23 protein-coding genes are annotated in these 22,815 nt (G+C 69.3%); 15 read left to right on the forward strand and 8 right to left on the reverse strand.

The annotated features are described in order from the left end of the window. Positions 1-84: 84 nt before the first annotated feature. The 6 genes from ACHMXA_RS06480 to ACHMXA_RS06505 all read left to right on the forward strand — a co-directional run bounded on the left by ACHMXA_RS06480 (position 85) and on the right by ACHMXA_RS06505 (position 6,718). Positions 85-1,023: a hydroxymethylglutaryl-CoA lyase gene (locus ACHMXA_RS06480; protein ID WP_395319446.1), complete on the forward strand. Its 939-nt coding sequence runs from the start codon at positions 85-87 to the stop codon at positions 1,021-1,023. After that, entirely contained in the window at positions 1,016-2,206 is a 1,191-nt protein-coding gene (locus ACHMXA_RS06485) for a CaiB/BaiF CoA transferase family protein (RefSeq protein ID WP_395319448.1), read from the forward strand. Before ACHMXA_RS06480 ends, ACHMXA_RS06485 begins: the two co-directional genes overlap by 8 nt. A 4-nt stretch (positions 2,207-2,210) precedes the next feature. Next, positions 2,211-3,191 carry a Bug family tripartite tricarboxylate transporter substrate binding protein gene (locus ACHMXA_RS06490; RefSeq protein WP_395319450.1) on the forward strand — a complete coding sequence of 327 codons (981 nt, stop codon included), beginning with the start codon at positions 2,211-2,213 and terminating at the stop codon, positions 3,189-3,191. A 42-nt stretch (positions 3,192-3,233) separates the two neighbouring features. Further along, positions 3,234-4,160, forward strand: coding sequence for a LysR family transcriptional regulator (locus ACHMXA_RS06495; protein WP_176665982.1), 927 nt, complete (start codon positions 3,234-3,236; stop codon positions 4,158-4,160). 61 nt (positions 4,161-4,221) lie between these two features. Then, a complete protein-coding gene (locus tag ACHMXA_RS06500; RefSeq protein ID WP_395319453.1) occupies positions 4,222-4,674 on the forward strand; it encodes a DUF2214 family protein in 453 nt (150 codons plus the stop codon). Positions 4,675-4,681: 7 nt separating this feature from the next. Beyond that, on the forward strand, positions 4,682-6,718 hold the full coding sequence (locus tag ACHMXA_RS06505) for a spermidine synthase (RefSeq protein ID WP_395319455.1): 2,037 nt from the start codon (positions 4,682-4,684) through the stop codon (positions 6,716-6,718). A gap of 90 nt (positions 6,719-6,808) precedes the next feature. Here the strand turns inward: ACHMXA_RS06505 and ACHMXA_RS06510 are convergent, their stop codons facing one another. Beyond that, positions 6,809-7,153 (reverse strand): hypothetical protein, encoded by a 345-nt coding sequence (locus ACHMXA_RS06510; RefSeq protein ID WP_176665985.1) that lies wholly within the window; start codon positions 7,151-7,153, stop codon positions 6,809-6,811. 131 nt (positions 7,154-7,284) lie between these two features. Here ACHMXA_RS06510 and argS point away from each other — a divergent pair, with 131 nt between their 5' ends. The 7 genes from argS to ACHMXA_RS06545 all read left to right on the forward strand — a co-directional run bounded on the left by argS (position 7,285) and on the right by ACHMXA_RS06545 (position 15,544). Further along, positions 7,285-8,970, forward strand: a complete 1,686-nt coding sequence (argS, locus tag ACHMXA_RS06515) for an arginine--tRNA ligase (protein ID WP_395319457.1) — start codon at positions 7,285-7,287, stop codon at positions 8,968-8,970. An 11-nt stretch (positions 8,971-8,981) separates the two neighbouring features. After that, on the forward strand, positions 8,982-9,758 hold the full coding sequence (locus ACHMXA_RS06520) for an SPOR domain-containing protein (protein WP_395319459.1): 777 nt from the start codon (positions 8,982-8,984) through the stop codon (positions 9,756-9,758). Positions 9,759-9,915: 157 nt separating this feature from the next. Further along, the gene (locus ACHMXA_RS06525) at positions 9,916-10,563 is read left to right on the forward strand and encodes a thiol:disulfide interchange protein DsbA/DsbL (RefSeq protein ID WP_176665988.1); all 648 of its coding nucleotides are present in this window, start codon (positions 9,916-9,918) and stop codon (positions 10,561-10,563) included. Positions 10,564-10,715: 152 nt separating this feature from the next. Further along, positions 10,716-11,441: a lipopolysaccharide transport periplasmic protein LptA gene (gene lptA / locus ACHMXA_RS06530; RefSeq protein WP_395319462.1), complete on the forward strand. Its 726-nt coding sequence runs from the start codon at positions 10,716-10,718 to the stop codon at positions 11,439-11,441. After that, positions 11,438-12,232, forward strand: a complete 795-nt coding sequence (lptB, locus tag ACHMXA_RS06535; protein WP_395319464.1) for an LPS export ABC transporter ATP-binding protein — start codon at positions 11,438-11,440, stop codon at positions 12,230-12,232. Before lptA ends, lptB begins: the two co-directional genes overlap by 4 nt. A 21-nt stretch (positions 12,233-12,253) precedes the next feature. Next, positions 12,254-13,843 (forward strand): RNA polymerase factor sigma-54, encoded by a 1,590-nt coding sequence (gene rpoN, locus ACHMXA_RS06540; RefSeq protein ID WP_395319466.1) that lies wholly within the window; start codon positions 12,254-12,256, stop codon positions 13,841-13,843. A gap of 126 nt (positions 13,844-13,969) precedes the next feature. Then, positions 13,970-15,544 carry a phospholipase D family protein gene (locus tag ACHMXA_RS06545; RefSeq protein ID WP_395319468.1) on the forward strand — a complete coding sequence of 525 codons (1,575 nt, stop codon included), beginning with the start codon at positions 13,970-13,972 and terminating at the stop codon, positions 15,542-15,544. A gap of 10 nt (positions 15,545-15,554) precedes the next feature. Here ACHMXA_RS06545 and ACHMXA_RS06550 read toward each other — a convergent pair whose 3' ends face one another. The 6 genes from ACHMXA_RS06550 to ACHMXA_RS06575 all read right to left on the reverse strand — a co-directional run bounded on the left by ACHMXA_RS06550 (position 15,555) and on the right by ACHMXA_RS06575 (position 20,456). Further along, positions 15,555-16,199, reverse strand: coding sequence for a LysE family translocator (locus tag ACHMXA_RS06550; RefSeq protein ID WP_176665993.1), 645 nt, complete (start codon positions 16,197-16,199; stop codon positions 15,555-15,557). A 40-nt stretch (positions 16,200-16,239) separates the two neighbouring features. Next, complete coding sequence (locus ACHMXA_RS06555; protein WP_395319470.1) at positions 16,240-16,608, reverse strand: hypothetical protein; 369 nt, start codon at positions 16,606-16,608, stop codon at positions 16,240-16,242. Positions 16,609-16,618: 10 nt separating this feature from the next. Beyond that, a complete protein-coding gene (locus ACHMXA_RS06560; protein WP_176665994.1) occupies positions 16,619-17,266 on the reverse strand; it encodes a YceI family protein in 648 nt (215 codons plus the stop codon). A 79-nt stretch (positions 17,267-17,345) separates the two neighbouring features. Next, the gene (locus ACHMXA_RS06565; RefSeq protein ID WP_395321240.1) at positions 17,346-17,936 is read right to left on the reverse strand and encodes a YceI family protein; all 591 of its coding nucleotides are present in this window, start codon (positions 17,934-17,936) and stop codon (positions 17,346-17,348) included. Between the two features lie 2 nt (positions 17,937-17,938). Beyond that, a complete protein-coding gene (locus tag ACHMXA_RS06570) occupies positions 17,939-18,532 on the reverse strand; it encodes a cytochrome b (protein WP_395319473.1) in 594 nt (197 codons plus the stop codon). Positions 18,533-18,623: 91 nt separating this feature from the next. Beyond that, a complete protein-coding gene (locus ACHMXA_RS06575) occupies positions 18,624-20,456 on the reverse strand; it encodes an ATP-binding protein (protein WP_395319475.1) in 1,833 nt (610 codons plus the stop codon). An 82-nt stretch (positions 20,457-20,538) separates the two neighbouring features. Here ACHMXA_RS06575 and ACHMXA_RS06580 point away from each other — a divergent pair, with 82 nt between their 5' ends. Continuing rightward, a complete protein-coding gene (locus tag ACHMXA_RS06580) occupies positions 20,539-21,786 on the forward strand; it encodes a class I SAM-dependent RNA methyltransferase (RefSeq protein WP_395319477.1) in 1,248 nt (415 codons plus the stop codon). Here ACHMXA_RS06580 and ACHMXA_RS06585 read toward each other — a convergent pair. Further along, positions 21,772-22,260, reverse strand: coding sequence for a surface-adhesin E family protein (locus ACHMXA_RS06585; RefSeq protein WP_395319479.1), 489 nt, complete (start codon positions 22,258-22,260; stop codon positions 21,772-21,774). The genes ACHMXA_RS06580 and ACHMXA_RS06585 overlap by 15 nt on opposite strands. A 116-nt stretch (positions 22,261-22,376) precedes the next feature. On the opposite strand from ACHMXA_RS06585, the gene ACHMXA_RS06590 reads away from it, so the two are divergent. Continuing rightward, positions 22,377-22,808: a putative toxin-antitoxin system toxin component, PIN family gene (locus ACHMXA_RS06590; protein ID WP_395319481.1), complete on the forward strand. Its 432-nt coding sequence runs from the start codon at positions 22,377-22,379 to the stop codon at positions 22,806-22,808. Positions 22,809-22,815 lie beyond the last annotated feature (7 nt).

Raw genomic sequence — 22,815 nt, forward strand, 5'->3', positions numbered from 1 at the left:
CGGAGCGGATCGGCGGTCTAATTCTGTTTAACGGAATATAGTTCTGTAAGACAGAACAGTCAAGCCCAAGGAGACAGAAATCCGATGACAACCCCCGACGTCCTCATCAGCGAGGTCGGCCCCCGCGACGGCCTGCAGTCGGTCAAGGCCACCATGCCCACGGCCGACAAGCTGCGCTGGATCGACGCGCTCTACGCGGCCGGTGTGCGCGAGATCGAGGTCGCTTCCTTCGTGCCCGCCAAGCTGCTGCCGCAGATGGCCGATGCCGCCGAGGTGGTGCGCCATGCCGTCACGCTGCCCGGCCTGGTGGTGATGGCGCTGGTGCCCAATCGCAAGGGCGCGCAGGCCGCGCTCGAGGCCGGCGTGCACAAGCTGACCATGCCGGTGTCGGCCAGCGTGGCGCATTCGCTGGCCAACGTGCGCAAGACGCCCACCGAGATGGTCGAGGAGGTGCGTGCCATCTCCGAACTGCGCCGCGAGATCGCGCCGCAGGTGAAGCTGGAGGCCGGCATCTCCACCGCCTTCGGATGCACGCTGCAGGGCCTGGTGCCCGAGGACGACGTGATCCGCCTGGCCGCGCAGTGCATCGAAGCGGGCGCCGACGAGTCCGGCCTGTCCGACACCGTGGGCTACGCCAACCCCGCGCAGGTGCGCCGTCTCTTCAAGCGGCTGCGCGCGGAGATCGGCAGTCACGCAGGCGCGGCCCACATGCACAACACGCGCGGCCTCGGCATCGCCAACTGCCTCGCGGCCTGGGACGAGGGCGTGCGCACCTTCGACGCGTCGCTGGGGGGGCTCGGCGGCTGCCCCTATGCGCCGGGCGCCTCGGGCAACGCGGTCACCGAAGACCTGGTCTTCATGTTCGAGGCCATGGGCGTGCGCACCGGCATCGACATCCAGAAACTCATCGCGGCGCGCGCGCCGCTCATGGCCGGCCTGCCCGGTGAGCCGGTCTACGGCATGACCCCGGAAGCCGGATTGCCCAAGGGCTTCGTCCAGGAACACAACGCACAACATGTCTGAAGCCAATCCCCTGCCGTACGCCGGCGTCCGCGTCGTCGAGTTCACCCACATGGTCATGGGCCCGACCTGCGGGCTGCTGCTGGCCGACCTCGGCGCCGAAGTCATCAAGGTCGAGCCCATCGAAGGCGACAGCACGCGCCGCCTGCTGGGTTCGGGCTCGGGCTTCTTCCCGACCTTCAACCGCAACAAGAAGAGCATCGCGCTCGACCTGAAACAGCCCGAGGGCGTGGAAGCCGCGCTGCGCCTCGTCGCCACCGCCGACATCGTCAGCGAGAACTTCAAGCCCGGCACCATGAAGAAGCTGGGGCTCGACTACGACACGTTGAGCAAACTGAATCCGCGCCTCATCTACGTGAGCCACAAGGGCTTCCTGCCCGGCCCCTACGACCACCGCACCGCGCTCGACGAGGTGGTGCAGATGATGGGAGGCCTGGCCTACATGACCGGCCGCTCTGGCGACCCGCTGCGTGCGGGCACCAGCGTGAACGACATCATGGGCGGCATGTTCGGCGCCATCGGCGCGATGGCCGCGCTGCGCCAGCGCGACATCACCGGCAAGGGCTGCGAGGTGCAGTCGGCGCTGTTCGAGAACAACGTGTTCCTGGTTGCGCAGCACATGATGCAGTTCGCCGCCACCGGCAAGGCGGCCGACCCGATGCCCAGCCGCATCTCGGCCTGGGCCGTGTACGACGTGTTCACGGTGAAGGACGGCGAGCAGATCTTCCTGGCGGCCGTGAGCGACAAGCAGTGGACCATCTTCTGCAAGGCCTTCGGCCTCGACGAGATGCTGGCCGACCCGCGCCTGAAGACCAACAACGACCGCGTGCTGGCGCGCGAATGGATGATGCCGATCCTGCGCTCGCACCTCGCGAACCACAGCGCCGCGGAGCTCGCCGCGGTGTTCGAGAAGAACGAGCTGCCCTTCGCACCCATCACCAGGCCGCAGGAGCTGTTCGACGATCCGCACCTCAACGCCACCGGCGGCCTCGCGCCGGTGCGCATGAACGACGGCAGCATGGCCAAGGTGCCGCTGATGCCGTTCACGCTCGACGGCGAACGCCCGGGCATCCGGCTGCAGCCGCCGCACATCGGCGAGCACGGCCGCGAGCTGCTGAAGGAAGTGGGCTACAGCGACGAGGACATCGCTGCGCTCCAGGCAAGACACATCACACTCGGAGACTGACCTCATGTTTTTCAATGCACGGCGCGCCTTGCTGGCGTGCGCCGCGGCCGCCGCATGGCTGAACGCCGCCCCCGCCCTTGCCGACACCGCCTGGCCCGACAAGCCGGTGCGGCTCATCGTTCCCTACACGCCCGGCGGCGCCACCGACATCGTGGCGCGGCTCGTCGCGCAGAAGCTCGCCGACGACACCAGGTGGACCTTCATCGTCGACAACCGCGCGGGCGGCAACGGCAACATCGGCATGGACGTGGTGGCGAAAGCCAAGCCCGACGGCTACACCATCGGCCTGGGCCAGACCGCGAACCTGGCGATCAACCCGACGCTGTTCCCGAAGATGCCCTACGACGCATTGAAGGACCTGGTGCCGGTGTCGGTCGTGGCCTCGCAGCCCGTTGTGCTGGTGGTTCGCGCCGACGCGCCGTTCAAGACGCTGGCCGACCTGGTCTCCGCCGCGAAGGCCAAGCCGGGCGAGATCCGGCAGGCGCTCGCTGGCACCGGCACGCTGGGCCACATGGCCGGCGAGGTGCTGGCCAAGCGCGCGGGCTTCAAGGTGCTCAACGTGCCGTACAAGGGCGCCGCGCCGGCCATCACCGATCTGCTCGGTGGCCAGACCGACTACATGTTCGCCACGCCGCAGGGCGCGTTGTCGATGGTGAAGGGCGGGCGCCTGCGCGCGCTGGCCGTCACCTCGGCCAAGCGCCTGCCGGTGATGCCCGACGTGCCGACAGTGGCCGAGAGCTACAAGGGCTTCGAGGCGGTGGACTGGAAGGCGCTGGTCGCGCCGGCCGGCACCAGCCCCGACATCGTGAAGAAGCTCAACGCCGCCGTCGACAAGGCGCTGGCCAAGCCCGCGACCATCTCGCAGCTGCTGGCCGAGGGCAGCGCGCCCGTGGGCGGCAGCCCGGAGCAGGCCGCCCAGTACATCAAGGCCGAGCACGCGCGCTGGGGCGCGGCGGTGCGCGAGGCGGGCGTCCGGCCCGAATAGGAAAGGCGCTCTCCAGGTGGCGGGCGATATAGTTCCCGCCCCATGGACCGCCTGAAGCAACTCGAATCCTTCGTCTCGGTCGCGACCCGCGGCAGCCTCACGGCCGCGGCCAAGGCCGAGGGCGTGGCGCCCGCGATCATGGGGCGTCGGCTCGACGCGCTGGAAGAGCGCCTCGGCGTCAAGCTGCTGGTGCGCACCACGCGGCGCATCACGCTCACGCACGAAGGCAGCGCCTTCCTCGAAGACTGCCAGCGCCTGTTGACGGAGTTCGCCAACGCCGAGGCCAGCGTGAGCGCCGGCGGCCTCAAGGCCAGCGGCCACCTGCGCGTGACGGCGCCCGCGGGCTTCGGCCGCCGCCACGTCGCGCCGCTGGTGCCGCGCTTCCATGCGCTGCACCCCGAGGTGACGATCTCGCTGAATCTCAGCGACCGCGTGGTCGACGTCACCGGCGAGAGCTTCGACTGCGCGGTGCGCGTGGGCGACCTGCCCGATTCGTCGCTGGTGAGCGTGCGCCTGGCCGACAACCGCCGCCGCTGCGTCGCCACGCCGGAGTTCGTGCGCCGCCACGGCAAGCCCAGGCATCCGAGCGAGCTCTCGCGCTTCGCCTGCCTCACGCTGTCGAGCGACGCCTCGCAGACGCGCGGCTGGGCTTTCCGCGTGGTCAACGAGGAGGGCAACCAGGAGCTGATCCACCTGCGCCCGAGCGGCCCGCTCGACTGTTCCGACGGCCAGGTGCTGCACGACTGGTGCCTCGCCGGCCACGGCATCGCGTGGCGCAGCACCTGGGAGGTCGAGGCCGAGATCGACGCCGGCCTGCTGGTGCCGCTGCTGGAGGAATTCGCGGCGCCGCCCAACGGCATCTACGCGGTGTTCGCGGGCGCCAAGCACATGCCGCTGCGGGTGCGGCTGTGGCTTGATTTCCTCAAGGAGCAGTACGGCAACCCGGATTTCTGGGGAGGAAGGGCCTGAGGCGCACGGTCGGCGTCACAATCTGTTTGCATTTGCAACCCACGAGTAGAAAGCCTCACCGATGACGCTAGAAGCCATCCTTGCGTACCTTCACCTGCTCGCCATCCTGACGATGGTCGTCTTCATTTCCAGCGAGGCCGCGCTGTGCCGCGTGCAGTGGCTCAACGCGGCGGTGGTCGAGCGGCTGGCCAAGGTCGACATGGTCTACGGCATCGCCGCCATCGCGGTGCTGGCCACCGGCATCGCGCGCACCTGGTGGGGGATGAAAGGCGCGGCCACCTACTGGACCAACCCGCTGCTGCACGTGAAGCTGGGGCTCTTCATCATCGTGGGCGTGCTGTCGATCTTCCCGACGCTCACCTACTTCCGCTGGCGCAAGACGCTGCGCGCCACCGGCAAGCTGCCGCCCGAGGCCGAGATCGTCAAGACCCGCAAGCTGGTGATGGTCCAGGCGCACCTGATCGCGCTGATCCCGCTGGTGGCGGTGTTCCTGGCACGGGGCTTCGGCAAGTAGGCGCGGCATGGGGCGCGCCGGCATCCAGCTCCTGTTTGCCGGAACGATCTTCAGCAGCGCGTTCCTGCTGTTCCTGGTCCAGCCGCTGATCGCGAAGCAGATCCTGCCGTGGTTCGGCGGCTCGGCCGCGGTGTGGTCGGTCTGCATGGTGTTCTTCCAGGCCGTGCTGCTCGCGGGGTATGCATATTCCGACTGGGTCGCGCGCCACCTGCGCATGCGGGCGCAGGCCGTGCTGCACGTGGGGCTGCTCGTCGCGAGCCTGGCCTTCCTTCCGATCGTGGTGGGCGCGCAGTGGAAGCCGACCGGCGCCGAAGACCCGGCCTGGCGGATCCTGGGCCTGCTGCTCGCCACCATCGGCCTGCCTTACTTCCTGCTTTCCACCACCGGGCCGCTGGTGCAGTCGTGGGTGGCGCGCACGCCTTGGGGCACGCAGGTGTACCGCTACTTCTCGCTGTCGAACCTGGCCTCGCTGCTGTCGCTGCTGAGCTATCCGGTGCTGATCGAGCCGTTCAGCACGCTGCGGCAGCAGGCGCATGGATGGTCGTGGGGCTACGGCGCGTTCGTGCTGCTGTGCGCGGGCACGACGCTGTACATGGCGCGGCGCTGGCCGGCCGAGGTCGTGCCGCCGCAGCCGCCCGGGCAGGCCGCCGCGCCGGACCATCCGCCGCGCCCCGCCGACTACCTGCTGTGGCTCGCGCTGCCAGCGCTGGCTTCGTGGCTGCTGCTGGCCGTGACGAACCACATCACCCAGAACGTCGCCGCGGTGCCCTTCCTGTGGGTGCTGCCGCTGTCGCTGTACCTGCTGACCTTCGTGCTGTGCTTCGAGAGCGACCGCTGGTACCGGCGCGGCTTGTTCCTGCCGCTGGCGGCCGCCATGCTGCTGCTGTGCGCGTTCGGGCTGCAGCATTCCATCGGCGCCGACGTGCGCACCGCGCTGCCGCTGTACGTGTCGGGGCTGTTCGTGCTGTGCATGTTCCTGCACGGCGAGACCGCCAGGCTCAGGCCGGGGCCGCGCTATCTCACGCGCTTCTACCTGATGCTGTCGCTGGGCGGCGCGCTGGGCGGGGTGATGGTCGGGCTGGTCGCGCCGCACGTGCTGGCGGCGTACTACGAACTGGGGTTCGGGATGATGCTGACCGCGCTGGCGGCGGCCGCCGTGCTGCGCCGGCGGCTCTGGCTGCGGGTGGGCTGCGTGGCGCTGGCGGCCTGCTGCACATTCTTCCTGCTGCGGCAGATCGCCAGCGACAACATGGGCGTGCGCAGCCTGCAGCGCAATTTCTACGGTGCGCTGCAGGTGTACGACACGAAGCGCGATCCGCCCTCGGACAGCACGCGGCAGCTGGCGCACGGCTCGGTCAAGCACGGCTCGCAGTTCCTCGACCCGGCGCGACGGCGCGAGCTCACCACCTACTACGGCCGGACCTCGGGCATCGGCCGGGCCATCGCGGCGGCGCCGGACGGGCCGCGCCGCGTGGGCCTGATCGGGCTGGGGGCCGGCACGCTGGCGGTCTACGGCCGCGGCGGCGACGTCTATCGCTTCTACGAGATCAATCCGCAGGTGTTCGCGCTGGCGGACAGGGAGTTCAGCTTCCTGCGCGACAGCGCCGCGCGCATCGAGCGCGTGCCGGGCGACGCCCGGCTGGCGATGGAGCGCGAGCCGGTGCAGGGTTTCGACGTGCTCGCAGTCGATGCCTTCTCGGGCGACTCGGTGCCGGTGCACCTGCTCACGGTCGAGGCGATGGATGCCTACCTGCGGCACATGCGGCCCGACGGCGTGATCGCCTTCCACGTCACCAACCGCTTCCTGGCGCTGGCGCCCGTGATCGCCAGGGTCGCCGGGGCGCGCGGCCTGCACGCGGTGCTGGTGCACGACCTGGCGGAGCAATCCGACTGGCTGCATCGCACCGACTGGGTGCTGGTCGCGCGCGATCCCCGGGCGCTGGCGCGCGAACCCATCCGCTCTGGCGCGACGCCGATCGCCACGCAGCCGGGCCAGAGGCCCTGGACCGACGACTTCAACAACCTGCTGGGCGCGCTGAAGTAGCCCCGCACGGCCCGGAAAAAGAAAAGGCCCGCACGCGGCGGGCCTCTGTTCTCGGATGTCGATGCATCGTTGCACCGACGCGCCATGGCTTCAGGCCTTGGCGTCCTTCTCGCACTTCTTGATGAAGCTGTTCTTGGCGGCGCCGGCCAGCGGCTTGCCGTTCTTGTCGACGGCCTTGGCGGCGCAGGCGGGAGCGGCGGCGGCCTTGGCTTCCTTCTCGCACTTCTTGATGGAGCTGGCCTTGGCGGCGCCGGCGAGGGCCTTGCCGTTCTTGTCCACGGCCTTGGCTTCGCAGCTTGCGCCGGCGGCGGGGGCTGCAGCGGCAGGGGCGGCAGCGGCGGGTGCTGCGGCGGGTGCGGGGGCCTTGTCTTGAGCCTGGGCTGCGCCGAAGGAAAGGCAGATGCCCAGTGCGACCAGGGAAAGGAGCTTCTTCATGGTGATATGTCCTCGCTAGGTTGAGTTGTGACAGGTTCCCCGCCTCGGGGCCGACCATCGTAACGGGCCAAGGCAACGATCGGATGACCATCGTCAACTGCGCCGGGGTTTGCCCCCGGTAAAATTTGCGGATGCTATTGGTCAAACAGGAGCTGCTCGCGGCGCTCGCGAACACGCTCGAATCCCTCTCGCCCGGCGCCGGCTCCAAGGCCGCGTTCGAATCGCCCAAGATGGCCGCGCACGGCGATTTCGCCTGCACGGCAGCGATGCAGCTCGCCAAGCCGCTGGGGCGCAAGCCCCGCGAACTGGGCGAGGAGCTGAGCGCCGCGCTGCTCGCCACCCCAGCGTTCGCCCAGTGGGTCGACGCCATCGAGATCGCCGGGCCCGGCTTCCTCAACATCCGCCTGAAGACGGCCGCCAAGCAGCAGATCGTGCGCGAGGTGCTGTCGGCCGGGAATACTTTCGGCCAACAGCCCGCCACCGGCGAGAAGGTGCTGGTCGAGTTCGTCTCGGCCAACCCGACCGGTCCGCTGCACGTGGGCCACGGCCGCCAGGCGGCGCTGGGCGACGCCATCTGCAACCTGCGCGCCTCGCAGGGCGAGAGCGTGTGGCGCGAGTACTACTACAACGACGCCGGCGTGCAGATCCAGACGCTGGCCAACAGCACGCAGCTGCGCGCGCGCGGCTTCAAGCCCGGCGACGCCGAGTGGCCCAGCGGCGAGAAGGCGGCTGCATACAACGGCGACTACATCGCCGACATCGCGGCCGACTTCAAGGCGAAGAAGACCGTCAAGTCGGAAGACCGCGAAGTCACCGCCAGCGGCGACATCGAGGACATCGACGCCATCCGCGAATTCGCCGTGGCCTACCTGCGCCGCGAGCAGGATCTGGACCTGCAGGCCTTCCGCGTGCGCTTCGACCAGTACTACCTGGAGTCCAGCCTCTACACCAGCGGCCGCGTCGAAGATGCGGTGCGCAAGCTCGTGGCCGCCGGCAAGACCTACGAGCAGGACGGCGCGCTGTGGCTGAAGTCGACCGACTACGGCGACGACAAGGACCGCGTGATGAAGAAGCAGGACGGCACGTACACGTATTTCGTGCCCGACGTCGCCTATCACATCGCCAAGTGGGAGCGCGGCTTCCACAAGGTCATCAACATCCAGGGCACCGACCACCACGGCACCATCGCCCGCGTGCGCGCCGGCCTGCAGGCTGCGGGCGAGGGCATCCCCGAGGGCTACCCCGACTACGTGCTGCACACCATGGTGCGCGTGATGAAGGGCGGCGAGGAGGTCAAGATCAGCAAGCGCGCCGGCAGCTACGTCACGCTGCGCGACCTGATCGAGTGGACCAGCACCGACGCGGTGCGCTTCTTCCTGCTGAGCCGCAAGCCCGACACCGAGTACACCTTCGACGTCGACCTCGCGGTGACGAAGAACAACGACAACCCGGTCTACTACGTGCAGTACGCCCACGCGCGCATCTGCTCGGTGCTGGCCGGCTGGGGCGGCGACGCCGCCTCGCTGAAGGACGCAGACCTGTCGCCGCTGGAAAGCCCGGCCGCCCAGACGCTGATGCTGCTGCTGGCCAAGTACCCGGCCATGCTGACGGCCGCCTCCAAGGACTTCGCCCCGCACGACGTCACTTTCTATCTGCGCGAACTGGCCGCCAGCTACCACAGCTACTACGACGCCGAGCGCATCCTGGTCGACGACGAGAAGGTCAAGCTGGCCCGCCTGGCGCTGGTCGCCGCCACCGCGCAGGTGCTGCACAATGGCCTCGCGATTCTCGGCGTCAGTGCGCCGAGCAAGATGTGAACCCCCTCACCATGAAGAAGACAAGAAGTCAACGCGGCAACATCGTCATCGGCCTGATCATCGGGCTGGTGCTCGGCCTGGGCGTCGCGCTGGGTATCGCGGTCTACGTGACCAAGGTGCCGATCCCGTTCGTGACCAAGACGCAGCGCGGCGGCGCCGAGCAGGACGAGGCCGAAGCCCGCAAGAACCGCGACTGGGACCCGAACGCGCCGCTGGCCGGCAAGGCCGGCGCGCCCAAGCCGGCAACGCCGGCCGCCCCGGCCGGCCCGGTCAACCCGATCACCGGCGAGCCCGCCACCGGCAATACCGCCGCGGCCCCGGCCACGGCTTCGCCGAACACCGCGCCGCCGGTGCCCGTGGTGGTGGCGCCCAAGCCGCCGCGCACCGCACCGACGCCGGCCGAGGCCAACGCCCTGCCGCCGTCGAACGATCCGCTGGGCGACCTGGCCCGGGCTCGTTCGGGCAGCGTCTCGGGCTCCGGCAGCACGACCACCGCGTCGGCCGCGCCGAGCAGCAGCGGCAGCAACGCCGGCAGCAACTCGGGACCCGATCCCTTCATGTATTTCGTGCAGGCCGGCGCCTTCCGCACCACCGAGGACGCCGAGGCGCAGCGCGCCAAGCTGTCGCTGATGGGCGTCGAGGCCAAGGTCACCGAGCGCGAGCAGGCGGGCCGCACCGTGTATCGCGTGCGCGCCGGTCCCTTCAACAAGAAGGACGACGCCGACCGCCTGAAGGAGCGGCTCGACGGCGGCGGCATGGATTCGGCGCTGGTCCGCGTGCAGCGCTGAGCGGCCGTCGTCCGCCCGGCAACCGACACGAATAGCCCCCCAAACTTCGCCGCGCGGCGTTTGCCGCCACCATCCACAGCCTCGGGCGCGCCGGATGCGGGGGAACTCCCCGCCGCGCGCCGGCTCAGTCTGCCGTAATAACTGGAGAGCTCTTTCAATGAAACGTCGTGACTTTTCGCTGGCCGCCACCTCGCTCGGGCTGCTGTCCCTGGGTGTCAACCCGGCCCATGCCCAGGCGCGCGTGCCCAAGGCCGGCTCCGAGTACCTGGTGCTCGACAAGCGGGTGCCGGTCGACGCGCCCGCCGGCAAAGTCGAGGTGGTCGAGTTCTTCTCGTACAACTGCCCGCACTGCAACGACTTCGAACCGTCGCTGGAAGCCTGGCTCAAGACCATTCCGAAGGAAGTCGCCTTCCGCCGCATTCCCGTTCCCTTCGTGGGCAACGACGTCGAGGCCAAGCAGCGCCTGTACTACACGCTCGAAGCCATGGGCAAGGTCGACGAATACCAGCCGAAGGTGTTCAACGCGATCCACGCCCAGCGCCAGAACGTGAACGGCGACGCCAACATCATTGCCTGGGCCACCGCCAACGGCCTGGATGCCGCCAAGTTCAAGGAAACCTTCACCTCCTTCGGCGTGGCCAGCAAGGCCAAGCGCGCCTCGCAGCTGACCGACGCCTACAAGGTGGCGGGCGTGCCCGCGATGGCCGTGGCCGGCCGCTGGTATGTCGACGGTGAAACTGCCGGCAACATGACCAAGGTGCTTCAGGTCGTGAACTATCTCATTGGTGAGGCAAAGAAGGGCTGAGCGCCAAAAGCCGAGCCGTACCGCGCGGTTGCGCGGTGTTTCTGGGAGAAAACCAGAAGGAAAGTCAAGCCCGCCTAGGCGGGCTTTTTCATCTGTGCGTGCGGGGCGGAAGCACTCAGCCGCATACAATGCCGAGCAAGTTTCGTGCCTCTATGACATTGCACTCCTACACCACCACCTCCTTCCTGCGTCGCATCGGCCAGCTGGCCGCCGGCGCCCTGTTGCTGGCAGGCCTCGCGTCGGGCGCCGTGGCCGAGACCGCCGACCGCTCCAAGCCGATGAACATCGAGTCGGACGCAATGCGCTACGACGACCTGAAGCAGACCAGCGTGTTCACCGGCAACGTTTTGGTGACAAAGGGCACGATCATCATCCGCGGCGCGCGGCTGGACGTGCGCCAGGACGCCGAGGGCTACCAGTACGGCGTGGTCACGGCGGCGCCCGGCAAGCGGGCCTACTACAAACAGAAGCGCAACGCGCCCGACGAATGGATCGAGGGCGAGTCGGAAGTCATCGAGTACGACAGCCGCGCCGACAACGTCAAGTTCATCCGCAACGCCACCATGCGCCGGCTGCTCGGCGCCACGCCGAACGACGAGAGCCAGGGCGCGCTGATCGTCTACGACCAGAGCAACGACACCTACACCGTCAACGGCTCCACCGTGCCGCCGAACACCGCCGTCAACGCTTCGGCGCCGGGCGGACGCGTCAGGACCATCCTCACCCCCAAGGCAGCAACCGCCACCGCGCCGGCCGCGGGCGCCTCGGCCCCGGCCGGTGGTGCGAAGGCACCGCCGCCGGCAGCCACCCCGGCACCGGGCAAGGGCCTGCGCCCGAGCACCACGCTCGGCAGTGACCAGGGAGACACGCGCAAGTGATCGAATCCGCAGGAACCCAGGACGCCGGCGGCGCACCGGGCAGCCGCCTGGTCGCGCGCGGCCTGAAGAAGAGCTACGGCAGCCGCACGGTCGTGAAGGACGTCTCGCTCGACGTGCAGAAGGGCGAAGTCGTCGGGCTGCTGGGCCCCAACGGCGCCGGCAAGACCACTTCGTTCTACATGATCGTGGGCCTGGTGCGCGCCGATGCCGGCGACATCACCATCGACGGCGAGCCGATCGCCCACATGCCGATCCACCGCCGCGCCCGCATGGGCCTGAGCTACCTGCCGCAGGAAGCTTCCATCTTCCGCAAGCTCACGGTCGAGGAGAACGTGCGCGCCGTGCTCGAGCTGCAGATGGAGCCCGACGCGAACGGCAAGATGGCGCCGCTGTCGAAGCCGCACATCGAGGAGCGCCTGTCCGAGCTACTGGCTGACCTGCGCGTCGACCACCTGCGCGATTCGCCGGCGCTCGCGCTGTCGGGCGGCGAGCGCCGCCGCGTCGAGATCGCGCGCGCCCTGGCCACGCAGCCGCGCTTCATCCTGCTGGACGAGCCCTTCGCCGGCATCGACCCGATCGCGGTGATCGAGATCCAGCGGATCATCAGCTTCCTGAAGGAGCGCGGCATCGGCGTGCTCATCACCGACCACAACGTGCGCGAGACGCTGGGCATCTGCGACCACGCCTTCATCATCAGCGACGGGCATGTGCTGGCACAAGGCACGCCTTCGGAGATCGTCGACAACGCCGAGGTACGCAGGGTGTACCTGGGCGAGCACTTCCGCATGTAAGGCGCGGGGGCGGTTTCCACCATGAAGCAAGGGCTATCCCTTCGCGTTTCGCAGCATCTGGCGCTCACGCCGCAGCTGCAGCAGTCGATCAGGCTGCTGCAGCTCTCCACGCTCGAACTGAGCCAGGAGGTGGAGCAGATGCTCGACGAGAACCCGTTCCTCGAGCGCACCGCGGAAGAAGCCGCGCGCGAGGAATTCGGGCTCGACACGGCCGACGCGCCGGTCCCCCGCGATGACGGCGGCGAAGGCGAGGGCGACTTCGCCTCCCCGGCCGCCAGCAGCAGCACGAGTTCGTCCGCCGAGAGCGCCTCCACCGCTGACTCCGACGGCCCCGCCGCCGAGATCTCCGAGCGCGAGCCCGACTGGGAGGGCGACGGCACCGTCGACATGGCGCCCGACGACAGCGAATGGGGCAGCGACGCGCCCGCGCGCCAGAACAACCTGGGCGACGACGAGCGCGCCGACGCCACCGAGCTCGCGCGCAGCCAGGAGTCGCTGCAATCCTTCCTGCACCGCCAGGCGCTGAGCCTGCGCCTGAACGAGAACGACAGCGCCGCGCTGCGCTTCCTGATCGAATCGCTCAACGACGACGGCTACCTCGAGGACTCGCTGCCCGCGCTGGCCTCGGGCCTGGCCGGCGACGACAACGACCAGTTCGACGACCTGGTGCATCACTTCCAGGTGGCGCTCGGCCTGCTGCAGAGCCTGGAGCCCGCTGGCGTGGGTGCGCGCGACCTCGGCGAGTGCCTGAGCATCCAGCTGCGCGCCATGGCCAGCGACGACGAGACCGAGGAAGAGGAACTGGTCCGCAAGACGGCGCTGGCCATCTGCAAGCAGCCCATGGAGCTGCTCGCGCGCCGCGACTTCAAGCGCCTGGCCACGCTCACCCGCAGCAGCGAGGAGCTGGTGCGCTCGGCGCTGCAGGTCATCGCGCGGCTGGAGCCCAAGCCGGGCCGGCGCTTCGTCGACGTCGAGCGCAACGTCATCATTCCGGACGTGATCGTCACCAAGACCGGCCGCGGCACCAACGTGAAGTTCCGCGTGATGCTCAACCCCGACGTGATGCCGCGCCTGCGCGTGCACGACATCTACGCCGGCGCGCTGAAGTCGCACAAGGGCGAGGGCAGCCAGGCGCTGTCGCAGCGGCTGCAGGAGGCGCGCTGGTTCATCAAGAACATCCAGCAGCGCTTCGACACCATCCTGCGCGTGAGCAACGCCATCGTCGAGCGGCAGAAGAGCTACTTCGTGCACGGCGAGCTCGCCATGCGCCCGCTGGTGCTGCGCGAGATCGCCGACGAGCTGGGCCTACACGAATCGACCATCTCGCGCGTGACCACCGCCAAGTACATGGCCACGCCCTTCGGCACGGTCGAGCTCAAGTACTTCTTCGGCTCGGCGCTGGGCACCGAGACCGGCGGCAATGCGTCGAGCACCGCGGTGCGCGCGCTCATCAAGCAGTTCGTCGGCTCCGAGAGCGTGAAGAAGCCGCTGTCGGACAGCCAGATCTCCGAGATGCTGAAGGAGCAGGGCATCGAGTGCGCGCGCCGCACCGTCGCCAAGTACCGCGAGGCGCTGCGCATCGCGCCCGCCAACCTGCGCAAAGCCTTGTAATTGGTACACCCCCAGGCTATGCGCACTTCGTGTCGCTTCGCCAACCCCCTTGCAGGGGGCAACACCTGCGGCCCGGCTGAGCCGGTTCCGCGGTGTTCCTTGAATGGATCCGGGTGGCGTTTGGGCATGGCTGTGGTGCTCGCCATGGTCGTGCTGTTTGTCGCCGGCTGCGCCACGCTGCCCGACGAGGCGCCGCGCACGCCGACCAAGGCCATCGCCGTCTCGGCCGACACCGCCTTGGGCAAGATCGCGCTGGCCTCGCAGCCCGACCCCGACCTGAGCGGCTTCCGCCTGATGCCCGGCGGCGACTTCGCCTTCGACACCCGCATCCAGCTGGCCCGCCGCGCGCAGCGCACGCTGGACGTGCAGTACTACCAGATCGAGAACGACGAGACCGGCCGCTACCTGCTGCGCACCCTGCGCGACGCCGCCCAGCGCGGCGTGCGCGTGCGGCTCTTGATGGACGACCTCTACACCTCCGGCGAAGACGAACTGCTGCTGGGCTTCGCCGCCACGCCCAATGTGGAGCTGCGCCTGTTCAACCCCTTCCCGGCCGGCCGCGGCAGCCTGCTGAAGCGCTTCACGGCCTCGCTCTTCGACTTCAGCCGCGTCAACCGCCGCATGCACAACAAGCTGTTCATCGCCGACGGCGCGATGGCGGTGGCGGGCGGGCGCAACATCGGCAACCAGTACTTCAGGCGCACGGCGGGCGAGAACTTCATCGACCTCGACACCTTCGTCACCGGCGCGCTCATTCCCCGCCTGGGCAGCCTGTTCGACCAATACTGGAACAGCGTCTACGTGCGGCCGATCCAGTCGGTGGTGGGCAGCGGCCTCTCGCGCGAGGAGCTGCAGCAGCGCTTCGAGCTCGCCACCGGCCCCGACACCACGCCCCCGCCGCCCAGGCCCGCGCCCAACGACCTGCTGGGCTACAGCCCGATGGCCGAAGACCTGGACGCCGGCAAGCTCGGCCTGATCTGGACCACCGCCGAGGCGTATGCCGATTCGCCCGAGCGCGTGATCGGCAAGACCGCTTCCTACGGCGGCGTGCCGCTGCTCGACGTCGACAGCGTGCGCTACAACGTGGTCGAGCAGATGCGCCGCGCCCGCTCGGAAGTGACCATCGTCTCGCCCTACCTGATCCCGGGCCCCTCGGGGCTGGAGGTGATGCGCGAGATCCGCGGGCGCAACGTGAAGATCAGCGTGGTCACCAACTCGCTGGCCGCCACCGACGAGCCGCTGGTGCACACCGCCTACCGCCGCTACCGGCCCGACATGCTCAGGCTGGGTGCCGACCTCTACGAGCTGAGCACCAACCGCACCCGGCGCAGCGTGCGGCTGGGGCTCTTCGGCACCTCCGTGGGGAGGCTGCACGCCAAGTCGGCGGTGATCGACCGGCGCATTCTTTTCGTCGGCTCGATGAATTTCGACCCGCGCTCCGAGACGTACAACACCGAGATCGGCCTTTTCATCCGCAGCCCCGAGATGGCCCAGCAGGCGCTCAAGATCATCGACGTGCTCAAGCAGCAGGGCGCCTACAGGCTGCGCTTTGCCGAGGGCAGCAACCAGTCGCGCATCGAATGGGTCAGCGACGAGGGCGACGGCAGGGCCACCGTGCTGACCGAGGAGCCCGATTCAGGCTTCTGGGACCGGACCATGCTGGAGATCCTGGCGCCGCCGACGCCGGAGAGCCTGCTGTAGCCCCGCAGCCTCAGGTGCCGCGCACGGCCGACCACACGAGCCGCAGCCCCAGCAGCCCCATCACGCCGCCGGCCGCGCGGTCGATCCAGGCCTTGTAGCGCAGGTAGGCCGAGCGCGGCGCCGCCGACGAGAGCGCCAGCGCCACGATCGAATACCAGCCCGTCTCGATGCAGAAGATCACCGCCGGCACCGCGAGCGCCAGCACCAGCGGCACCTCGCGCGGCAGGAAGGCCGCGAAGATGCTCGCGTAGACCACTGCCGTCTTCGGGTTGCTGACTTGCGTGGCGAGGCCCAGCAGGAAGGTGCGCCGGCCGCGTCCCTGCGGCCCTTGCGGGCTGCCCGGCTCCTGTGCCACGGCCAGCGGCTGCCGCGCGCCGCGCCAGATGCGCACGCCCAGGTACACGAGGTACGCCCCGCCCAGCCCCTTGATCGCCAGGTACAGCGCCGGCACCGCGAGGAACGCCGCCTGCAGCCCCGCCAGCGCCGCGATCGCGAAGACCAGCCCGCCCGCGCCCATGCCCAGCGCGGCGGCGAGCCCATCGGCGCGCGAAGTCACGGCCGTGCGCGCCACCATCACGAAGCTGGGGCCCGGGCTCATCGCGCCCACGGTCATGGCGCCGGCGATGCCGAGAAGGGCGAGGGTGGTGTCCATCATTCAGGCTCCTTGGTTGTCTCCCGGCGCAGATTGCCCGGCCTCACAAATTCTTCCATTCCTCGACGACGATCTGGAACGGGTCTTCGTACAGCAGCTTGCCTGGGTTTTGCGAGCGAAGCATCCTGACTGCGATGTCATGCTGGACCAGCAATGCCGCGAGGCTGCGCATCTGCCGGATCGACTCCGTGGCGCCGTCCTTGAACCAGGCTACGGAGTTCCTGGACCAGCCGGCACTCGAGAACGGAGGGCAGGGCAGATTCGCGTTGAACCATGCGTAGATCGTTTCGAGCTGCTCTTCTTCCACTGCCGTGAGTTCACCCTTGTCTCGCAGGATGCGTGTCTCGGTGACGAGCCCGCTGAGCTGCCGGTGATCTTCTTCGTCGCCTCCAACCACGAACCGGATGAACATGGGCCAGCCGTCACTGCACATTGACCGCCTCGACCTGCACCAGCAGCTTCACCTTGTTCTCGAAGCCGAAGTTCAGGCCCCAGGTGATGCCCCAGTCGCTGCGCTCCACGGTGGTCTCGAAGTCGCCGCCGCACACCTGGCGGTTGATCAGCGGGCTCAGGTAGCAGTTGAAGCGCACGGCCTTCAGCGTCACGGGCTTCGTCTGGCCCATCAGCGTGAGCTTGCCGGGCACGTCGACCACCTTGTCGCCGGAGAACTCGATGCGCTCGGCCACGAAGCGGCCGGTCGGAAACTCGGCCACGTTGAAGAAGTCCTTGCTCTGCACGTGGCGGTTGAGCAGGTCGACGCCGGTGTTGATGGAGCTGATGTCCATCGTGATGTCGACCTTGCCGCTGGTGCCGGTGCCGTCGATCTGCACCGAGCCGTCCTTGGTGCTGAAGCGGCCGCGGTTGGTGGTGGTGCCGTAGTGGCCCATCTCGTACATCACGAAGGTGTGGGTCGGGTCGATCACGTAGTTGGCGTTCTTGGCCGGGCCGCCCGCGGGCTTGGCGGGTGCCGCCGGCGCGAATTCCGAGGGCAGCTGCGCCTGTTGTTGCGCCGTGACGCTGCCGGTGAATGCGGCGGCCGACAGGGCCGCGGCGAGGAGGAGCTTTTTCATGGCGTTGTCTGCCTGAGTCATGAAAGAGAGGAAAGAAGAAATCCGGGATGTCCGCACGAGGAGGGAAAGGGCTCCAGCCTCACAGGGGTCCGAGCCCCGCGAGCGTGAACCTGAAGCGCACCTGCACCTCGTTGCCGACCACCGAGGTGTCGGTCCATTCGCCGTCGCCCACCTTGTAGTCGAGCCGCTGGATCGTAAGGCTTCCGGTGGCCACCGAGTAGTTGCCGCCGGGCGCCGGCGCGATGCTGACGGGCACCGTCACGTTCTTCGATATGCCCTTGATGGTGAGCTTGCCCGCCATCTCGAACCTGCCTTCGCCCAGCGCCTTGATGGCGCTCGACTGGAAGCTGGCCTGCGGGAAGTGCGCGGCGTCGAACCAGGGCTGCCTGGGCAGTTCGGCGTCGCTCATCGGTACGCCGAATCCGGCGCTGGCCGTGTCGATCTGCAGCGCGACGCTGCCGCCCTCGGGCTTCTTCGGGTCGAAGGCGACCTGCGCGTCGAACTTCTTGAACGAGCCTTCCACCGGCACGCCTATCTGCTTGCTGACGAACACGATCTGGCTCTTGTCGGCCACGAGCTTCGCGGCCGGGGGCTGCGCGCCGGCCGGCAGCGCCATGGCGGCGAGGGCGAGAGCCAGCACCAGGCCGGAAAGCGGGGGCTTCATCTTCATCATCATCGGGAGGATTCCTGGCGTGGCCCGGGCCACATGCGTTTGAGAAGGCCGTCGCGGTCGATCCAGTGGTGCTTGAGCACCGCCGCCACGTGCAGCAGCGTGACGCCAGCCAGTGCGAAGGCGCAGTTGCGGTGCAGCGGCTGCAGCATCGCCTCGGCGAAGTCGTGGTCGACCGGCACGAAGTCGGGCAGCTGCAGCACGCCGAACCACGCGACGGGCATGCCCATGGCCGAGCTGTAGGCCCAGCCGGAAATCGGCACCGCGAAGAACAGCAGGTACATCAACGAATGGCTGACGCGGTAGCTCGCCAGCTGCAGGCGCGACATGCCCGCGGGCAGCGCCGGCGGGGGGTGTCCCAGCCGCCACAGCAGGCGCAGCGCCGACAGCGCGAGGATGGTGATGCCGGCCCACTTGTGCCAGTTGTAGACCTTCAGCCGCAGCGGCGAGAACGGCAGCCCCGTCATGTAGAGCCCCACGCCGAAGGAACCGACGATCAGCACCGCCAGCAGCCAGTGCAGCGCGATCGCGAGCGGGTCGTAGCGCAGGCCGCGCGGGTCGGCGGCCAGGGGGGCGGAAGGCGTGTCGGTGGACATCGGAGGCGGAGGCTGCGGGCCTGTACGCGGTGTGCGCGGAGCATATCCCGGAAGCGATGACAGCACGGCCCGTGCCAGCTCCCGCGCGCCCTCAGCCGCGCGCCTGCTGCACGCCCAGCAGCATCCGGCGCAGCTCCTCGGGCTGCACCGGCTTGCGCAGCGCATGCCAGCCGTGCTCGGCGGCCAGCCGCTGGGTGGCTTCGGTGATGTCGGCGGAGATCAGCGCGATCGCCAGCGAGGGCTTCTGCTGCTGCAGCTTCGCCGCCAGCGCGATGCCGTCGAGGGCGCCGGGCAGGCGGATGTCGCACAGCGCCGCGTCGAGCGCGTGCAGGTCGGCCAGCGCCAGCGCCTCGGCGGCGCTGGCGTAGACGTGCGGCTCGACCGCCCACTGCTGCAGCAGTGCGGCGAGGCTGTCGGCCACCACGGTGTTGTCCTCCACCACCAGCACGGCGAGGCCGGGGCCCAGCCTGCGCGTTGCGCCGGGGCCGTCGTCCGCTGCGCCAGAAGAAGTCGAGGAGGCCGGGGAGGCCGAGGAGGTGGATGGCTGCACGGCCGCCTGCGCGTCCTCGGGCGCGGCGGGCAGCTCGAAGCCGAACACCGAGCCCCGCCCCGGCGTCGAGCGCAGCGTCACCTCGATGCCCAGCTGCGCCGCCAGCCGCCGCACGATCGCCAGGCCCAGGCCGTGGCCGCGCTGCAGGTTGCGCTCGACGTTGCCGATCTGTTCGAAGTCGTCGAACACGCGCTGCTGCGCTTCGGGCGGAATGCCGATGCCGTTGTCGCGCACCTCCACACGCCAGGCCCGGGCGCCCTCGCGCCGGCGGGCGCGCACCGCCAGCAGCACGCGCCCGCGCGGCGTGAACTTGACGGCGTTGTCGACCAGGTTGGCGAGCACGCGGCGCAGCGACACCGTGTCGCTCCAGGCGATCGCATCGGGCGGACAGCGCACCAGCACCCGGCCGTTGCCGGCCTGCCGCGCGAGCTCCTGCAGCAGCGGCGCCAGCGCGACGGCGGTGGGGCGCAGCGGGTCGACGGCAGCCTCGATGCGGCCGATTTCCAGCAGCTGGTTGGTCAGCCCTTCGAGCGCCTGCTGCGCCCGCGCCAGTGAACCCACCGTGTGCTGCACCGCCTCCATGCTCGCGCCGTCGTTCAGCTGGTGGCGCAGCACCTCGGCCTGCAGGCCGATCGCCATCACCGGCTGGCGCAGGTCGTGGTTGGCGGCCGAGAAGAAGCGCAGCCGCTCGGCCTGCGCCTGCTCGGAGGCGCGCAGGCCGGCCAGGGCCTGTTCGCGCAGGCTGTGCTCGTTGAGCCGCAGGCCGATGTTCTCCTCGAGCTGCCGCGAGCGCTCGGCCACCAGCTTCCACATCATCGCGGTCAGGCCGATGCCGATCACGGCCACCGCCGCCATCACCGGCGCGCCCAGCCAGAGCCCGGTGACGATGATCGGCGCCAGCAGCAGCGTGATCGCCAACTGCGTGGCCGGCGTGTAGAACGACACCGAGAAGGCCGACGACAGCGTCATGCCCATGATGATCACGCCCAGCAGCAGCTGGAGGTCGACGCGCGCGGGGTTGAACAGCAGCACGCCGGCCAGCCCGTGCGCCAGCTCCCAGATGGCGGTGCGCAGCGTGTGCGTGCGCTGCGCCTCGCGCAGGCTGGCGGGCGTGAAGGGTTCCGGCAGCCGCTGCGGGAAGAAGCCCCGCATGACGGTCACCCCGGTGACCAGCGCGATCCACGCCAGCGCGCGCACCAGCGAGAACTGCCAGGCGAAGAGCGCCGCCACGCCGCAGTTCAGCAGGTACTGCACCAGCAGCACCGGCCCGATGGGCTTGATGGACAGCCGCAGCACCTCGCACTGGATCGCGAAGCTGTCGCTGCCGTTGCCGGCGGAGGACTGCGCTGGCGGGGATGCGGGGGTGGGAGTCATCGGCGAATCGACTATATAGAGAAGGTTTGCAGCGCGGCGACAATGGAGTCCCCTAGTCGGGCTTCCCGATGGCCTACTTTCCGTGAACGATCTCTCCTTTTTCCTGCCTTGCGCCGCCGGCGTCGAGGAATTCCTCGCCCAGGAGGTGCACGCCCTGACCGGCCGCGCCGGCCAGGACCTGCTCTCCCTGCGCGGCGGCGTGCGCGTGCGCGCCGGCTGGCGCGATGGCCTGAAGCTCAACCTGCACAGCCGCCTCGCGCAGCGCGTGCTGGTCGAACTGGCCCACGGGCCCTACCGCAACGAGAACGACCTCTACGCCATCGCCAGCGGCGTGGCCTGGGAGATCTGGTTCACGCCCAAGCAGACCTTCAAGATCGAGACCACCGCCCAGCACAGCCCGCTGCAGAGCCTGAACTTCGCCACCCTGCGCATCAAGGACGCCATTGCCGACCGCTTCCGCGCCAAGGCCAACGGCGTGCGCCCGAGCATCGAGACCCAGTGGCCCGACTGCCGCGTGTTCGCCCACCTGACCACCGACACCTGCACGCTCTACATCGACACCAGCGGCGAGCCGCTCTTCAAGCGCGGCTGGCGCCAGGACAAGGGCGACGCTCCGCTGAAGGAAACCCTGGCCGCCGCCATGCTGGCCGCCAGCGGCTGGTGGAACCCCGAGACCGGCGAGGTCGCGGAGCAGCCGCTGTACGACCCCTGCTGCGGCAGCGGCACCATCGCCATCGAGGCGGCGCAGATCGCGCGCGGCATCGCGGCCGGATCGCTGCGGCGCTTCGGCTTCGAGAAGCTGCTGCCGTTCCAGGCGCACGTGTGGTCGGCGATCAGGCAGGAGGCCAAAGAGGCTGAGGGGGCCGCGGCCGGCAGCGGCACCCCGGTGTTCGGCTCCGACGTGTCGCACCGCATGGTCGACTTCGCCCAGCGCAATGCCGAGCGCGCCGGCGTGGCGCAGGCCGTCGAGTTCCGCGGCGGCGACGCGCTGCAGCGCATGCCGCCGGCCGAAGGCGGCGTGATCATGCTCAATCCGCCGTACGGCGAGCGCATCGCCGTGGGCGGCGTGGCGGGTGTGTCTGGCGGGGGCCGCTCCGGCGCGCGGGAGGCGGCGCAGTCCAGCGAAGGCGATGGCGGCGACTTCTTCCCGCAGCTCGCCACCCACTGGAAGAAGAACTACGCCGGCTGGACCGCCTGGGTGCTCACGCCCGACCTGAAGCTGCCGAAGCTGATGCGCCTGAAGGAGTCGCGCCGCGTGCCGATGTGGAACGGCCCCATCGAATGCCGCCTGTTCCGCTTCGACATGGTCGCGGGTTCAGCGCGCGGGTAGCGCTGGCTCCACCTCGGGCCTGGGCTGCTGCTGTTGCTGCGGCTCCCTGGCTTCCTTCGGCCGCACCGCGCAGGCCGCGTTGATCGTGCGCGTGACGAGATCGCGCGCGCCGGCCAGCGTCACGGGGCGCACGTCCTCTTCCTCCTCGTAGTGCTTCACCGCGACCGGTTCGCCCACGAAGTTCGGGTGCCCGAAGTAGCTGACGTTCACATAGCGCGCGCTGCGGGCATCGCAATCGACCTTGGCCCGGGCCTGGAAGGAACGGTATTTGATGCCGTCGCGGCTCGTGCGGTTCTGCGGCAGGCTCATGCGAAGGCTCACCAGGCGCTTCGAGCCGTCGGCCTCGACGCTGGTCGGGTCGACCTGCACGTAGCTCGCGGCCTCGTCGCCGGGCGTGCCCGCCAGCGTCAGCCACTCGGCCCGGGCGCCGAAGGACGCGAGCAGGGCGAGGCAGAGCAGCGGAAGGCGTTTCATGAAGGAAGGCGGGGGATGGCTGGAGTTGGCGGAGTCCGATTGTCGTCGGCCCGGCCGACGAAAGCCTGACGGCGGCATCGCATGGTGCAACATCGGCGCTATTCCCCGCACATTCCATGACATTGACAGAACCCGCCAGCCTTGTCGTCATCGACACCAACATCGCGCTCGACCTGCTGGTCTTCGAGGACCCGGCCTGGGGCCCGCTGACCGCGCGGCTGGCCGCCGGTGAACTGCGCTGGCTGGCCACCGCCGCCATGCGCGCCGAGCTCGAGCGCGTGCTGGGCTACCCGCTAATCGTCCGGCGCATGGCGCAGCGCGAACTGCAGGCGCCGGCGGTGCTGGCCGACTTCGACGCGCGGGTGCACGTGGTCGAAACCGTTCCACCGCGCGCGCCCTGCGTGTGCAGCGACCCCGACGACCAGGTCTTCATCGACCTGGCCGTGGCGCACAAGGCGCTGCTGCTGAGCAAGGACCGGGCGGTGCTGTCGATGAAGAAGCGGCTGGCGCTGCGCGGGGTGGTGGTGCAGGCGGCGTTCGGGGTGTAGAGGCCGC

It is taken from the genome of Variovorax sp. UC74_104 (assembly GCF_044055375.1).
Classification (GTDB): Bacteria; Pseudomonadota; Gammaproteobacteria; order Burkholderiales; family Burkholderiaceae_C; genus Variovorax.